Source organism: Acinetobacter portensis (genome assembly GCF_023158935.1).
GTDB classification, from domain to species: domain Bacteria; phylum Pseudomonadota; class Gammaproteobacteria; order Pseudomonadales; family Moraxellaceae; genus Acinetobacter; species Acinetobacter faecalis.
Window position 1 is genome coordinate 654,735 of sequence record NZ_CP096120.1, and the last position, 14,650, is coordinate 669,384.

Annotated in this window: 14 protein-coding genes and 1 tRNA gene; 8 read left to right on the forward strand and 7 right to left on the reverse strand. The window is 36.7% G+C overall.

Annotation, left to right across the window (positions count from 1 at the left end; all coding sequences use genetic code 11):
- Nucleotides 1-39: 39 nt before the first annotated feature.
- Complete coding sequence (gene gatC, locus MZO21_RS03365; RefSeq protein ID WP_154772504.1) at nucleotides 40-354, reverse strand: Asp-tRNA(Asn)/Glu-tRNA(Gln) amidotransferase subunit GatC; 315 nt, start codon at nucleotides 352-354, stop codon at nucleotides 40-42.
- A gap of 135 nt (nucleotides 355-489) precedes the next feature.
- Between gatC and MZO21_RS03370 the strand changes: the two genes are divergently transcribed.
- The 6 genes from MZO21_RS03370 (at nucleotide 490) to MZO21_RS03395 (ending at nucleotide 5,240) form a co-directional block, all read left to right on the forward strand.
- The gene (locus tag MZO21_RS03370) at nucleotides 490-1,536 is read left to right on the forward strand and encodes a rod shape-determining protein (RefSeq protein WP_171501245.1); all 1,047 of its coding nucleotides are present in this window, start codon (nucleotides 490-492) and stop codon (nucleotides 1,534-1,536) included.
- Nucleotides 1,537-1,551: 15 nt separating this feature from the next.
- Nucleotides 1,552-2,409, forward strand: a complete 858-nt coding sequence (gene mreC, locus MZO21_RS03375; RefSeq protein WP_171501246.1) for a rod shape-determining protein MreC — start codon at nucleotides 1,552-1,554, stop codon at nucleotides 2,407-2,409.
- The gene (gene mreD / locus MZO21_RS03380) at nucleotides 2,396-2,887 is read left to right on the forward strand and encodes a rod shape-determining protein MreD (protein ID WP_248101674.1); all 492 of its coding nucleotides are present in this window, start codon (nucleotides 2,396-2,398) and stop codon (nucleotides 2,885-2,887) included. Before mreC ends, mreD begins: the two co-directional genes overlap by 14 nt.
- Nucleotides 2,875-3,441, forward strand: coding sequence for a Maf family nucleotide pyrophosphatase (locus tag MZO21_RS03385; RefSeq protein ID WP_248101669.1), 567 nt, complete (start codon nucleotides 2,875-2,877; stop codon nucleotides 3,439-3,441). Before mreD ends, MZO21_RS03385 begins: the two co-directional genes overlap by 13 nt.
- Before the next feature lie 37 nt (nucleotides 3,442-3,478).
- Entirely contained in the window at nucleotides 3,479-4,933 is a 1,455-nt protein-coding gene (gene rng / locus MZO21_RS03390) for a ribonuclease G (RefSeq protein ID WP_248101666.1), read from the forward strand.
- Between the two features lie 136 nt (nucleotides 4,934-5,069).
- Entirely contained in the window at nucleotides 5,070-5,240 is a 171-nt protein-coding gene (locus MZO21_RS03395; protein WP_171501247.1) for a PA1571 family protein, read from the forward strand.
- 51 nt (nucleotides 5,241-5,291) lie between these two features.
- Here the strand turns inward: MZO21_RS03395 and MZO21_RS03400 are convergent, their stop codons facing one another.
- Complete coding sequence (locus MZO21_RS03400; RefSeq protein ID WP_248101663.1) at nucleotides 5,292-6,653, reverse strand: WS/DGAT/MGAT family O-acyltransferase; 1,362 nt, start codon at nucleotides 6,651-6,653, stop codon at nucleotides 5,292-5,294.
- 177 nt (nucleotides 6,654-6,830) lie between these two features.
- The gene (locus tag MZO21_RS03405; protein ID WP_248101660.1) at nucleotides 6,831-7,565 is read right to left on the reverse strand and encodes a phosphoadenylyl-sulfate reductase; all 735 of its coding nucleotides are present in this window, start codon (nucleotides 7,563-7,565) and stop codon (nucleotides 6,831-6,833) included.
- 199 nt (nucleotides 7,566-7,764) lie between these two features.
- On the opposite strand from MZO21_RS03405, the gene thrH reads away from it, so the two are divergent.
- Nucleotides 7,765-8,382 carry a bifunctional phosphoserine phosphatase/homoserine phosphotransferase ThrH gene (gene thrH, locus MZO21_RS03410; protein WP_154772510.1) on the forward strand — a complete coding sequence of 206 codons (618 nt, stop codon included), beginning with the start codon at nucleotides 7,765-7,767 and terminating at the stop codon, nucleotides 8,380-8,382.
- Between the two features lie 59 nt (nucleotides 8,383-8,441).
- Here the strand turns inward: thrH and MZO21_RS03415 are convergent, their stop codons facing one another.
- The 4 genes from MZO21_RS03415 to MZO21_RS03430 all read right to left on the reverse strand — a co-directional run bounded on the left by MZO21_RS03415 (nucleotide 8,442) and on the right by MZO21_RS03430 (nucleotide 13,009).
- Nucleotides 8,442-9,575, reverse strand: coding sequence for an OmpP1/FadL family transporter (locus MZO21_RS03415; RefSeq protein ID WP_248101657.1), 1,134 nt, complete (start codon nucleotides 9,573-9,575; stop codon nucleotides 8,442-8,444).
- A gap of 317 nt (nucleotides 9,576-9,892) precedes the next feature.
- Nucleotides 9,893-11,050 carry an OmpP1/FadL family transporter gene (locus MZO21_RS03420; RefSeq protein WP_248101654.1) on the reverse strand — a complete coding sequence of 386 codons (1,158 nt, stop codon included), beginning with the start codon at nucleotides 11,048-11,050 and terminating at the stop codon, nucleotides 9,893-9,895.
- 402 nt (nucleotides 11,051-11,452) lie between these two features.
- A tRNA-Arg gene (locus MZO21_RS03425) sits at nucleotides 11,453-11,528 on the reverse strand.
- A gap of 101 nt (nucleotides 11,529-11,629) precedes the next feature.
- Complete coding sequence (locus tag MZO21_RS03430; RefSeq protein ID WP_248101651.1) at nucleotides 11,630-13,009, reverse strand: amino acid permease; 1,380 nt, start codon at nucleotides 13,007-13,009, stop codon at nucleotides 11,630-11,632.
- 316 nt (nucleotides 13,010-13,325) lie between these two features.
- Here MZO21_RS03430 and prpF point away from each other — a divergent pair, with 316 nt between their 5' ends.
- Nucleotides 13,326-14,516, forward strand: a complete 1,191-nt coding sequence (gene prpF / locus MZO21_RS03435; protein WP_248101648.1) for a 2-methylaconitate cis-trans isomerase PrpF — start codon at nucleotides 13,326-13,328, stop codon at nucleotides 14,514-14,516.
- Nucleotides 14,517-14,650 lie beyond the last annotated feature (134 nt).

The following is a 14,650-nucleotide window of genomic DNA, read 5'->3' on the forward strand; positions in this document are numbered from 1 at the left end:
TTACGTATATATGGAATAAATGGTCAACTGAATAAAAAATTATTCGATCACACGAGGAACTAAGTACAAGCCTTCCTGAACAGCAGGAGCTACAGCTTGATACTCTTCGCGGTGATTATTTTCAGTCACCACGTCTTCACGTAATGGTTGAGGATTGTCAAATGGGCTCTTTAAAGGCTCTACACCGTCAGTGTCGATGCTCTTTAACGTGTCCATCATTCCTAGAATTTTATTTAAACTTTCAGCGTATTCAGTAGATTGTGCGTCATTTAAAGAAAGTCGCGCAAGATGTGCAATCTGTGATACGGTTTGTGCATTTAAATCTTCAGAATGCTGTGCATCTGATGTAGACATAACATCACCTAAAATCAGTATTAAAAAAAAATCAAAAATATCATGCGATATAATAAGCGATTGACTTGTTCAAATCATCACATTTAGTTAAAGTTGTCGCTTGCGCTCACATAACGATTAATAGAGAACGACTCCGTGATTCTAAAACGACTAATTGGCTTGTTTTCACCAGACTTGGCCATAGACCTTGGTACAGCGAATACCCTTATTTATGCTCCAGGACGGGGCATTATATTAAACGAGCCCACAGTTGTGGCAATCCGTCATAGTGGTTCTCAAAAAATCGTTGCTGCTGTAGGCCTTGATGCTAAACAGATGTTAGGCCGTACGCCAGCAAATATTTCTGCAATTCGCCCAATGAAAGATGGCGTTATTGCTGACTTTGAAGTCACAGAAACTATGTTGAACCAATTTATAAGTAAAGTACATGAAAAACGTTTATTTCCACCAGCACCTCGTGTAGTGGTTTGCGTTCCATGTAAATCTACATTGGTTGAACGTCGCGCAATTCGTGAAGCAGTATACAATGCTGGCGCACGTGATGTGCGATTAATTGAAGAACCAATGGCAGCTGCTATTGGTGCAGGTATGCCTGTTGAGCAAGCTTGTGGTTCTATGGTTGTAGATGTTGGTGGTGGTACCACTGAAATCGCAATTATTTCTCTACAAGGTTGTGTATATGCAGATTCACTACGTATTGGTGGTGATGTGTTTGATGAGCAAATTATTAACTATGTACGTAAAGCGCATGGTTGTGTAATTGGTGAAACAACTGCAGAAAATATTAAGAAAGAAGTAGGCATGGCAATGCCAAATGAAGGTGAAAAACCTTTAGAAATTGAAGTTCGTGGTCGTAATCTTGCAGAAGGTGTGCCGCGCTCAATTACTGTAACTTCAGATGAAATTTCACAAGCTATTTCAGACCCGTTACAAAGTATTGTTCAAGCGGTTAAATCTGCACTTGAACAAACACCTCCTGAATTATCTTCAGATATCGCAGAACGCGGTATTGTATTAACAGGTGGTGGTGCATTACTTCGCAATTTAGACAAGCTTCTAGCGCAAGAAACAGGGTTGCCTGTTGTTGTTGCGGAAGAGCCACTGACTTGCGTAACACGTGGTGGTGGTAAAGTACTAGAACTATTCGATAATCCAAACCACGATATGTTATTTGTAGGCTAATAAAAGGAAAGGCGGGTGCAAGCAAATCTGTTTTCAAGACAACCGCCATCTTTTCGCTCTTTTATTATTGCGGTAATTACGTGTTTGGTTGTGCTATTTTTTAATTGGCGCATGCCACACGTAGTTCAACCTGCAAGAGATGTCTTGTCTACGGCTTTTAATCCAATATATGCCGTGGCAAGTTATCCTGTATTGTCGAGAGAATGGCTAAGCCGTCAAAGTAAGTCTGAAGCTCAATTGCGCCGTGAAAATACAGCAATGCAAGCTGAACTTTTACAGGCAAATGTACGCTTACAAAAACTTTCAGAACTTTCTGCCGAAAATACCCGCTTAAGAGGTTTATTAGATACGCCCCTTATTTTAGATGGTCGTATGGAAATTTCTGAAGTTATTGGAACAGATGCAGATCCTTTACGTCATATTATTGTGATTAACCGTGGTTCTCATAATCAGTTAAAGGTCGGACAAACCGTACTTGATGATAAGGGGATTATGGGGCAAATCATTTCAGTATTACCTCGTAGTAGTCGTGTTATGTTGTTATCCGACAAAGAGCATTCATTATCTGTGCGTTTAGAACGTAGTGGAATGCGTGCAATTGTGTCTGGTACAGGCGATTTAGGTATGCTGAAAATGGAGTATGTTCCAACAAGTGCCGATATTAAAGTGGGTGAGAAAGTTTATAGCTCTGGTTTAGGTGAGAGCTTTCCTGCGGGTTATTTGGTGGGAACTGTAGCAAAAGTAAGTCGGCATAACACGGGTGAGTTTGCGCATATTGATATTACACCTGCGGCTCAATTGGCAGGTGGTCATCATGTGGTTGTGTTATTTTCAAATTCTTTAGCGCAGGAGCAACCAGATGCCGATCGCTAAATTAGCCACAAAAAAACCATCTGATCCATTATTTCCAATTATTTTTTCAGTAATTCTTGCTTCTGTATTAACTGTTTATCCGTTGTCGTATGATCTTTCAGGATGGCGTCCTGCATTTATGTTCATGGTAATGCTGTTTTGGGTGATGTGTCAGCCAACATGGTGTGGTGTTTGGTTTGCATTTGGAACAGGCTTGTTTGCAGATTTACTCATGGATGCGCCTTTGGGCTTAAATGCTTTAAGTTTTGTCTGTATTACTTTTTTTGCTCGATACTTTACTCGTGAACGACGAATCCTGACATTTGCGAATATTTGGGTCATTGCATTACTGGCAATTACAGTCCACATTGCTTTTATATTTATATTACAAGTGTTGTGGGGGGTGAATTTCCCACTCGCACGTCATTGGCAACCATTGCTTAGTACAATTTTAGTTTGGCCAGTTTTTTATTATATGTTTAAAAAATGGCGTATATAATTTTAGCCTCGAGTTCACCACGCAGACGTGAACTTTTACAGCAACTTGGTCTAAATTTTGATATTCATAGTCCAGATATTGATGAATCTTTTTTAGAACAAGAATCTGTTAAGCAATATGTTGAGCGTTTGGCTTGCACAAAAGCTGAGGTGGTTTTTCAGCAATATCCAGACTCAATTGTTATTGCCGCAGATACAACTGTTGCAGTGGATCATCATATTTTAGGTAAGCCCGAATCTAAACAACATGCTTTTGAAATGTGGCAATTAATGTCAGGGCGAAAGCATAATGTTTTTACTGGTGTATGCGTACACACAAAACAAGAAAAATTAAGTATAGTGGTATGCACAGAAGTGGAGTTTCAAACGCTCAGTCTTAATGATATGGAAAGTTATTGGGACACAGGTGAGCCAATAGGAAAAGCAGGGGGCTATGCAATTCAAGGTATTGCAGCTCGCTATATTTCAAAGATTTTAGGTAGCTATACCAATGTGGTGGGCTTGCCATTGCATGAAACAGCACAGTTATTACAGACAGTTAAGGCACTAAATTAACTGCTGAAAAGAATTTTATAATGTCTTGAGTTTTGTTATGTCTGAAGAGTTACTGATTAATGTAACCCCAATGGAGTGTCGGGTTGCATTAATTCAAAATGGCACAGTCAATGAGCTGTTCGTTGAGCGTGATGCTAAACGTGGTTTAGTGGGTAATATCTACAAAGGTAAAATTGTTCGTGTGCTACCAGGTATGCAAGCTGCGTTTGTGGATATTGGTTTATCACGTACGGCATTTTTGCATATTAACGATATGGTTTGGCCTAAGAATCAACCAGCACCGAATGTTTTTGATCTTTTACATGTTGGGCAGATTTTAACTGTTCAAGTTATGAAAGACATGTTGGGCACGAAAGGTGCTCGTCTAAGTACTGATCTTTCCATTCCATCTCGCTATTTAGTTCTCATGCCTTATGGTAATCATATTGGTGTGTCGCAACGTATTGAGTCTAGCGAAGAGCGCGATCGTTTAAGAAGCATGATTGAGCGTATTCAGGAAACGCATAAGCTACCTGGTTCTGTTATTGTTCGTACCGCTGCAGACGGTGTGGAAGAAGAAGCTATTGCACAAGATATGGCGTATCTTGCGAAGCTTTGGGAACATATTCAGCGTAAGCAAAAAAGTATTGCTGTACCTTCCTTAATATTCGAAGAATTGCCACTTCCACAGCGTGTAATACGCGATTTAGCAAATGAAAATACAGCTAAAATCCATATAGATTCACGTGAAGTTTTCTCTAAGCTTCAAGAGTTTGTAGAAGAGTTTGTACCAAATATGAAGGATCGTCTTCTTCATTATCCTGGTGAGCGTCCAATCTTCGATTTATACAATGTTGAAGAAGATATTCAAAAAGCACTACAAACACGTGTGGCTTTAAAGTCTGGCGGTTATTTGATGATTGATCAGACCGAAGCAATGACCACTATTGATGTAAATACAGGGTCATATGTAGGTGGTCGATCTTTAGAAGACACAGTATTTAAAACCAATATGGAAGCTACGCAAGTTATTGTGCGTCAGCTACGTCTGCGAAATTTAGGCGGCATTATTATTATTGACTTTATTGATATGCAAGAAGCACATCATAGAGAAGAAGTTTTATCGCAATTTGAGCGTATGCTAGAACGCGATCATGCAAAAACAAAAATTACGCAAGTGTCAGAGCTTGGCTTGGTTGAAATGACGCGCAAGCGTACACGTGAATCACTTGAACATTTGCTTTGTGAGTCGTGTCCAACCTGTCAAGGGCGTGGATATGTGAAAACAGCGGAGTCAATTTGTTACGAAATATTTCGAGAGATCATGAGATATGCACGTGCATTTGAATCTCAGAGTGGCTTTACTGTCGTTGCCCATCCTTTGGTAATTGATCGACTTTTAACGGCAGAGGCGACAGCTGTCGCAGATTTAGAGCATTTTGTGAATCGTGTAATAAAATTCCAAGTCGAGAATTTATATACGCAAGAGCAATATGATATCATTTTAAGTTAAAATTGTAACAGAATATCGCTAAACAGTTGTTACATCTCTGATTTTACTTTTATTTGTGAATTACTAATACTTAACTCATGTAATAGCCAAAGCTATTTCAGCATTCGAAATAGCTTAAGCAAGTGAGATAAAAAAGATGAGTATGAGCAAAGCAATTGTAAAAAAAGGCTTAAAAGTTTTAGATTCAACAACAAAAAATCATTCATATTTAGTGGATGCTGAAGGTAAAGAAGTACAAATTACGTCAACAATGGTGCGTAATGTATGTACTCAATTGTTAAATCAATGTCGTAAAATTAAGAATTAAAAATAAGGGGCTTTTTATACCCCCTTATTTTTTGTCTTTAATTCTATGTTTTTAAATTTCTATATCTTTAATTAATAATTCAAACTTTTGAATTTCTTCTTCTAAGTGGGTAAGTAAGTTCTGCATTTTAGGCAAAGCATTGCGACATGCAGTTAAACCAACTTCCAACTTATCTAAATAGCTTGTCATTGTAATATTAAGTGCCTGACCATCTAACACAATAGAAGCAGGGTACAAGGCATCTAATTTTGCACCATTCCAGTATAAAGGCTCAGATGGCCCTGGAACATTCGAAATAACAAGATTGAATGCTTGACGCTTTGGCATTAAGCCAGATGCAATATTCAAACCTGCTGCACTATAAACAAAAGCACTATAATTTAGAATTTGACTTGAGTTCATACGCTTAAATTTTTGTTTCGCATTTAACATACTACGACGAATTATTTGTAAGCGTTCTAAAGGCTCTTCTTTATGTGTACCTAAATTTGCCAAAATCATGGTGATACGGTTTGATAGGTCTGAATTATCATCACGCACAGACGCAGGTACCATGGCAATTAATGGTTTCTTTGGCAAAGCATTTTGGCTAATTAAATATTCTCTTAAAGCACCTGAACATACGGCAAGAACAACGTCGTTAATTGTGACATTGAGTGCTTTTGCAATCGCAGTTAAGCGTGAAAATTCATAAGATTGAGCAGCAAAACGACGTGATGAACTAACACGTTGATTTAAAATACTACTTGGTGCTTGAAAGCTAGAAACATAATCAGGGTTACGACCAATATCTTTGGTAATAGTTTGAGATAATTCGTAAAGCACGCCAGGAGTCGATTCTAATTGGCTTTTTACCGTAGAGATAAAGCCTTTAATTTTGCTCGATTTAGGCTGTTTTAAGCGTTTTGCACGAGGTCCTTCAACACACCAAGGCGGAACAATGCTTTTCGCATCTGGATCGTGTGATAAAGATTTTTCAACAAGGCGCATGCCTGCAATACCATCTACCATTGCATGATGTATTTTGAAATACATTGCAAAGCGATTGCCTTCAATACCTTCAATAATATTGCATGTCCATAAAGGCTTGGCACGATCAATTAGTGCGCTGTGTTCTTGTGAAATATAAGTGAGTAATTCACGAATACGACCAGGTTGTGGAAGTGCAATATGTCTAAAATGATGATCTAAATCGAACTCTTGGTCTTCATCCCAAAATAATCCATTCAATTTATTGTTAAAAGGCGGAATAGGAATAGATTTTGAAGTGCGAATGTCGGCAACTAAGTCTTGAATAAAAGAAGTAGGCGCATTATCTGGAATTTGGAATAAAAAAAGACCGCCTACATGCATAGGTTGTTGACGTTTTTCTAGGGAAAGAAAAATAAAATCAATCGGGTGTAATGGACGCATATTGCTGGTTGCCTCATTGCAATGCTAACGCTACTCCTGTATGAGCGGCCTTATTAGTATTATTTAAATATTATGAAATTATAGCGGTTATTTGATAAAAAAGAATGAATTAATATGTATGCATAAGTCTAAAAAACCACGATAAACGTGGTTAATTTTAGAAATATCTATTTGGGATTATTTTTTCAAGTTGCCCGAATGCAAACCACATTCTTTATGTGTTGCTTCTTCCCACCACCAACGACCTTCACGTTCATGTTGATTAGGTAAAACAGGGCGTGTACATGGTTCACATCCAATAGAAGTAAAACCACGTTCATGTAATGGATTATATGGAATTTCCATCATACGAATATAATTCCAAACATCAGCACTAGACCAGTTTGCAAGCGGATTATATTTAATAAGCTGCTTACCTTCGCCTGAAAATCCTACATCATGTTGAATAACAGGAATTTCTGTACGAGTGCCAGGGCTTTGATCTTTACGTTGACCTGTAATCCAACCATCTAAAGTTGCAAGTTTTTTACGAAGTGGTTGAACTTTACGAATACCGCAACATTCTTTGTGATCATCTTGATAAAAACTAAAGAAGCCTTTATTTGTTACCAATTCTTGAACTGCACTCGATTCAGGAAAACATATTTCAATATCAATTTTATAATGTTTACGAACTTGGTCTATAAATTGATACGTTTCAGCATGAAGGCGACCAGTGTCTAAACTAAAAACACGAAAGGGTTTACCTAAATGTGATGCCATATCAATAAGAACAACATCTTCTGCACCTGAAAATGAAATGGCAATTTCACCTTCTTGGCTAAGTGCAAGTTCTAAAATTTCATTAGGAGATTTGTCTGTATATTCAGATGCAAGAGCATCGACAAGATCAATTGTAGGGATAGTTGTCATGAGTGTCCTGGCTATAGGCTTGGCTACATCTAAACCTATATTAATTTATTTCACATGCATTTTAATAGAAATGAAATAACAGACTTATCACTAAAAAATAAATACTTATGAAGAAAATAGATTTATAAAGCAATACTGTTATTAAAATGCTTCAGTTATGATAGTGCTAAATTTTTCATGCAGATAAAAGGGGAATATCATGGAAGTTGTTTGTCTTGATTTAGAAGGGGTTTTAGTTCCAGAAATTTGGATTAATTTCGCAAAAAAAACTGGAATTAAAGAGTTAGAAGCAACAACACGTGATATTCCAGATTATGATGTTTTAATGACTCAACGTTTGAATATTTTAAAAGAGCATGGTTTAGGCTTAAACGATATTCAAGATGTAATTGCTGAAATGGGACCTTTTGAAGGTGCTAAAGAGTTTGTTGAATGGGTAAGTACACATTTTCAACTCATTATTTTGTCAGATACATTCTATGAGTTTGCTCATCCACTCATGAAGCAATTGGGTTGGCCTACAATTTTCTGTCATAAATTAGAAACTGATGAAAATGGCGTTATTACTAATTATAAACTTCGCCAGCCAGATCAAAAGCGTAAAGCTGTTCAAGCATTACATGGTTTGAATTTCCGTGTGATTGCTGCAGGCGATTCTTATAACGATACAACTATGCTTGGCGAAGCAGATGCAGGCTTCTTATTTGATGCGCCTGAAAATGTGATTGCGGAATTTCCACAATTTCCACCTATTCACGGCTATGCTGCATTAAAAGAAGCAATTCGTAATGCTTCAAACCGTGATATTCCTGCTTAATTTATAAAAATGAAGCAATAAAAAAGGCGCATTAAGCGCCTTTTTTAATATTTAAAAAATTAGAAACGGTAGCCAATTTTCATACCGTAACCAAGTGCATAGTTATTAGAGAACTCACCAGCAGTATTACCACCAGTTTGTGCAGTTGCATCGCCTAACCAGAAGTATTTAACACCAGCTTGAATGAAATAGTTTTCAGCAGGGCTATATTGACCACCTAAGCCAACACTCCAATAACCTTCAGTTGGACCAAGTGTGGTTACAGGGTTGCCTGCGCCAGAGTCATAACCTACAGCAGCAGTAGCCGCCCATTTGCTATTGAATTTATGTGATGCGCCAATAGTTGCTGAGTATTGATCATCTGAATAAGAGATAAGATCTTGACCTTGACTTCCAAGAAAAGCAGGGCTTACTACAAATTGATCCCAATGTACCCAACGTAAATTAGCGAATACTAAAGTATTTTGTGAAACACCAGTTTGTAAGTCAATATTTACAGATTGTGGGGTAACAGCTTCTACAGATGAATAAGTATCATATAAAGGTGTAGCATTGTGATTTTCGAAAGATCTTGCTTTGTGCTTAATTTCAGAACGATAAGTTACAGCTGCTTTTAAAGCAATTTCAGGTTTTGAATAAGCAAAACCTGCTGCCCAACCATAGGCTTCTTTTTGATCTACTTGGATGTTATAACCGCTAAGTGTTTTATTTGGATCTGATCCATATGCATAACCACGTAATGAAATATCAGCTTCAACAGTTTGCCATACTGGACCTGCATAAAAATTCCAGTTCTTTGTAGGTTGGTAACCAACTAAAGCGGTAATGTTATTGGTACGAACTTTTACGCTAGTGCCTTCAGTACCATCACTGAAAATTGAACCATCAACACCATATTGTGCATCTGCGCCAAAAGGTTGGTCGTATAAAAGACCAAATGAAATCTTATCCGTTGCTTGAATTTTTACAGCAGCAGAAGCAAAGACATAGTCATCACCCATATCGCTAACGCTTTTACCAGTGGCATCTTTACCCTTTACAGTTGGGTCTAATACAGAAAGACCAGCTTCTGCATAATTACCAGGCTGTAAAAATGCTGAAATAGATTGACCTGAACGGTCTAAGCCTGCAGCCATTGTGCTTAAAGGCAATGTAATTAGTGTAAGTGCAAGACAAAGTTTGTTGAGCTTCATGGTCTTTCCCTGATGCTATTTGTAACTAAAAGTGGTGGAAAAGTAACATAAATAGAAAAAGAGTAAATACTCGAATTTATAAAAATATAGACTTACTAGGTCAAATAAATAAAGATATAGAGTAATTAATCTAAAAAATAAATCTATGTTTATGATTAATAAGTAGAATTATATAAAAGTTGAACTCATGAAGTTTGTTGTTTGATTGGTTGAAATTTCAACAAATAAAATATGAATATAAACACTTATTCTTTTGTAATAAAAAAACCATTCATTTGAATGGTCTTTTTATAATTTTTAACTAGGTGGTAAATTTCTTAGAATTTGTAACCAAATTTCAAGCCATAACCAATTGCATGGTTGTCTTTAAATTGACCTACATTATTTTCGATAGCTGTAAGACCTTGAGCATCGCCTAGCCAGAAGTATTTGACACCACCTTGAATAAAGTAGTTTGATGCAGGACTAAATTGTGCACCTAGACCTAAGCTCCAATAACCTTCAGTTGGACCAAGTGTAGTTACAGGGTTACCTGCACCAGAGTCCCAACCCACGGAAACAGTACCCGACCATTTTTCAGTAAATTTACGACCTACACCTGTGTTAATGGTCCATTGGTCTTTATTGTATTCCACAAGTGAAGCATTCGGTACGTTTTGACCGAAAAGAGGTGGGGTAATTGAGAAACCATCCCAATTTACCCAGCGAACATTAGCAAAAGCTACAGTATTCTCCATGATTCCAGTTTGCAAATCTAAATTTACCGATTGTGGTGTTGTAACTTCAGTAACACCATCAAAACCACCAATTGATATGTTCCGGGCTGTATTTTCATTAGAGCTTAATTCATGTTTTATTTCAGAACGATAGGTTAATGATGCTTTTAGTGCTATTTCAGGAATTTGATATGCAACCCCCGCAGCCCAACCCCAGGCATCATCATTTTTCATATTGGCATTATATGCTCCTGCACCTAAGCCTCCATAAGCTAGGCCTCTTAAGTGTACTTCACCTTTTGCTTGTTGCCATACAGGACCAGCATAAAAGTTCCAATTTGCATTTGGTTGGAAGCCTAAAAGTAAAGTTAAGTTTTCTGTTGTTACTTCAGCAGAGGTACCTTCTTTCACACTAGTGATAGGGTTAACACTTGAAAAATTATGATCACCTGTGTTGTATTCAGCTTTTGCACCGAATGGTTGGTCGAACAATAAGCCTACTGAAATATTATCTGTTGCTTGAATTTTTAAAGCGGCAGAAGCTGAATGATAAGAGCTTGCCATATCACCGGTGTTATTACCATCAGCATCTTTACCAGATACATCTGCATCTAGGACTGAAAGACCTGCTTCTGCGTAGTTACCTGGTTGTAAGAAAGCAGAAATTGATTGACCTGTACGATCCATTGCTGCAGCAAAAGCGCCAGTCATTGGTACAGTTGCAAGAATCATCGCTACGCTAAGTGTTTTTAATTTCATAGTTCATTGTCCCTTGAATGTAATTCTTTATCACTTATTTGTTTAGTTTGTGGTGATTGGAGATAACGGCTTTACAAACCGTAATCAAAAGTTACTCCATGCAATAAAAGTATCACAATTAAAATAAGAGTAAATACTCTAGAAAATACATATTTAGTAATTTTTGATCGTTTTTGGGTATTTGTGTTAATTTTTTAATACTCTATTTCGTTTAATTGTTGATTTATATTGGTTTATTTTTTGAACTATAGGGTCTATAAAAAAATTAAAATATTTATTTTTTTGTAATAAATGGGCTTTTTTGAGGCGAAAGAATGCTTGATATATCACATTTTAATATATAGGTAGAAAAAATTGATTGTTTATAGCGCTAAAAGCTTTGATTCTTTTAAATGAAAAGGGTGGTGCGCCCTGCGGGATTCGAACCCACGTCTGTCACTTAGGAGGCAACAGCTCTATCCAATTAAGCTAAGGGCACAAAGTTGGATTATTATTTTAGATGGCTACTTTAGCTTAAAAAAATGCAAAAAAAAGTTACTACCGAAGTAATAACTTTTTAAATTTTATATACTTTTTAACTTAATCGCTTTCGACTTTTACATCGCTTAAATCTTTAGGATTTAATCTATCGAAAAGCACTAACATGAATGTGATCCAAATAGGAATCATAATCACAGCGCCCATTAAGCCTTCTTTCCACATAATGAAAAGAATAAGTGCAATAAAGATTAAAACAATATAGTTACTAATAGGTGCCCAAAGCGCAGTATAAGAAGTTTTAAAGTTCAAAATACGTTTTGCACGTCTAAATTGTAAATGGGTAAGCGTAATCATTGCCCAGTTTAAAACAAGCGCACCAACAACAATATAAATAAGATTGCTTAATGCTTTTTCTGGCACAAAGTAGTTTAAAAGTACACAGCCAAAAATTAACGCAGCAGAAAGTAATACAGCAGGAATTGGTACACCTTGTTTATTTACTTTAGCAAATACTTTTGGTGCATTACCTTGTTTTGCTAAGCTATAAAGCATGCGGCTATTGGCATACATACCACTGTTATAAACAGAAAGCGCAGCAGTTAAAATAATGAAGTTAAGTAAATGCGCAGCCCAGTTAATACCAAGTTGGCTAAAAATCATCACAAATGGACTTTTATCTAAACCGCCAAGTTCTAATTGATTCCAAGGCACTAAAGATAAAAGAATTGTAAGTGAACCGACATAGAAAATTAAAATACGGAAAACAACTTGGTTAATTGCTTTCGGAATTGTTTTCTTAGGATTGTCAGCTTCAGCAGCAGCCATACCAATAAGCTCAATACCACCAAATGCGAACATGAGGAAGGCGAGCATAAAGAAAAGACCTTCAAATCCATTCGGGAAGAATCCACCTTGTGTCCAAAGATTACTAAACGATGCGCTTGAATTTGCATCTGCGGTAAAGAGTAAGAAAATACCGAAAATAATCATAGAAACAACGGCAGCTACTTTAATAATAGACAGCCAGAATTCTGATTCTCCATAAAACTTCACATTGCCTAGGTTAACAAGGGTAATAATAATGAAGAAGAAGAGTACAGAAGCCCATGCAGGAATATGAGGCCACCAGTAATTAATATATTTTGCAACAGCGGTAAGCTCTGTCATTGCAACTAAAATATATAGAATCCAGTAGTTCCAACCTGTTAAAAAGCCTGGAAATTTACCCCAATATTTATATGCAAAGTGACTAAATGAACCTGCAACAGGTTCATGAACAATCATTTCGCCCAATTGGCGCATAATTAAAAAAGCAATAAAGCCACCAATTGCATAACCCAAAATAATGGATGGACCTGCAGATTGAATGACATGAGCGGAACCTAAGAATAAGCCCGTACCAATTGCACCACCCATGGCAATTAATTGGATATGACGGTTCTTTAAGCCACGCTGAAGTTCAGTAGTATTTTTATTCAAGTTTTTCAGCCCGACAATGAATAAGTATTGAGATTGTAATAGATCGCTTGTATTTAGCCTAGTAGAACGCTAAATGTGAACTAAAGTTATGATATTGATAAAAAATATTTATAAATAAAATATATATAAAGATGATGATAATCAAGCAAATAAATTGAACTGAAGGTGCAAACATTAAAATAATAATTTAATTATTTTTTGAGTATGTTGGTTTTTTATACTTAAGTCATGTGTGCATACAATAAAATTAAAAACACAGTATGCTAGTTTTGAGACATAGAATAATTGTCATAAGAAAGATTATAGGGATATTTAAATGAGTTTTGCAGCACAAATCAAAATTCCAGCAACATATATGCGTGGCGGTACAAGCAAAGGTGTTTTTTTTAAATTAGAAGATTTACCCCAAGAAGCTCAAGTTGCAGGAAAAATAAGAGATCAAGTTCTACTTCGTGTAATTGGAAGCCCAGATCCCTATGGAAAACAAGTAGATGGAATGGGTGGGGCAACATCAAGTACAAGTAAAACAGTAATTTTGGCTAAAAGCACGCAAGAAAATCACGATGTAGATTATTTATTTGGACAAGTTGCTATAGATAAACCTTTTGTAGATTGGAGTGGTAACTGTGGAAATTTAACCGCTGCAGTTGGTGCTTTTGCAATTAATAATGGATTGGTTTGTGCGAAAAAAATTCCTGAAAATGGTATTTGTACGGTTCATATTTGGCAGAAAAATATTGGGAAAACGATTCTTGCGCATGTACCTATTACAAATGGTCAAGTTCAAGAAACAGGTGATTTTGAATTAGATGGTGTGACTTTTCCCGCTGCTGAAGTTCAAATTGAATTTTTAGACCCAGCAGATGATGGTGAAGATGGCGGTGCAATGTTTCCAACAGGAAATCTTGTAGATACTTTGGAAGTGCCGAATATAGGAACATATCAAGCAACATTTATAAATGCGGGTATTCCAACTATATTTCTAAATGCATCAGAACTTGGTTTGGATGGAACGGAACTACAAGATGTAATTAATAGTGATACGAAAATTTTAGAAAAATTTGAAACTATTCGTGCCTATGGTGCAAAACAGATGGGGCTCATTCAAGATATTTCTGAAGCGGCTAACCGTCAACATACGCCTAAAATTGCATTTGTTGCGCCATCAAAATCTTATACATCTTCAAGTGCAAAGGAAGTTAAAGCTGAAGATACAGATTTGTTGGTTCGTGCGCTTTCTATGGGGAAACTTCATCACGCAATGATGGGGACGGCTGCGGTTGCTATTGGTACAGCAGCTGCTATTCCGGGAACATTAGTAAATTTAGCTGCAGGTGGTGGTGAGCGAGAAGCGGTCCGTTTTGGACATCCATCTGGGACTTTACGTGTAGGTGCACAAGCAATAAAAGAAAATGATCAATGGGTTGTGAAAAAAGCAGTGATGAGCAGAAGTGCAAGAATATTGATGGAAGGTTGGGTAAGAATTCCTGCCGATAGTTTGAAATAGTAAATATTGAAGATTTTAAAAACACCTCTTTTATTGGAGGTGTTTTTATTTGCTTAATTAAAAATGAAGAAGTGTGATTGTAGATATAAGTTAATGCAGTAAAAGGAAGGAATGAATATCTATTTATATGTACA

Excerpts from the sequence above, each read along its gene's own strand:
- rng (WP_248101666.1), top strand. The coding sequence starts at position 3,479 with ATGTCTGAAGAGTTACTGATTAATGTAACCCCAATGGAGTGTCGGGTT.
- thrH (WP_154772510.1), top strand. The coding sequence starts at position 7,765 with ATGGAAGTTGTTTGTCTTGATTTAGAAGGGGTTTTAGTTCCAGAAATT.
- MZO21_RS03395 (WP_171501247.1), top strand. The coding sequence starts at position 5,070 with ATGAGTATGAGCAAAGCAATTGTAAAAAAAGGCTTAAAAGTTTTAGAT.
- MZO21_RS03420 (WP_248101654.1), bottom strand. The coding sequence starts at position 11,050 with ATGAAATTAAAAACACTTAGCGTAGCGATGATTCTTGCAACTGTACCA.
- mreD (WP_248101674.1), top strand. The coding sequence starts at position 2,396 with ATGCCGATCGCTAAATTAGCCACAAAAAAACCATCTGATCCATTATTT.
- MZO21_RS03405 (WP_248101660.1), bottom strand. The coding sequence starts at position 7,565 with ATGACAACTATCCCTACAATTGATCTTGTCGATGCTCTTGCATCTGAA.
- MZO21_RS03400 (WP_248101663.1), bottom strand. The coding sequence starts at position 6,653 with ATGCGTCCATTACACCCGATTGATTTTATTTTTCTTTCCCTAGAAAAA.
- MZO21_RS03385 (WP_248101669.1), top strand. The coding sequence starts at position 2,875 with ATGGCGTATATAATTTTAGCCTCGAGTTCACCACGCAGACGTGAACTT.
- gatC (WP_154772504.1), bottom strand. The coding sequence starts at position 354 with ATGTCTACATCAGATGCACAGCATTCTGAAGATTTAAATGCACAAACC.
- prpF (WP_248101648.1), top strand. The coding sequence starts at position 13,326 with ATGAGTTTTGCAGCACAAATCAAAATTCCAGCAACATATATGCGTGGC.
- MZO21_RS03415 (WP_248101657.1), bottom strand. The coding sequence starts at position 9,575 with ATGAAGCTCAACAAACTTTGTCTTGCACTTACACTAATTACATTGCCT.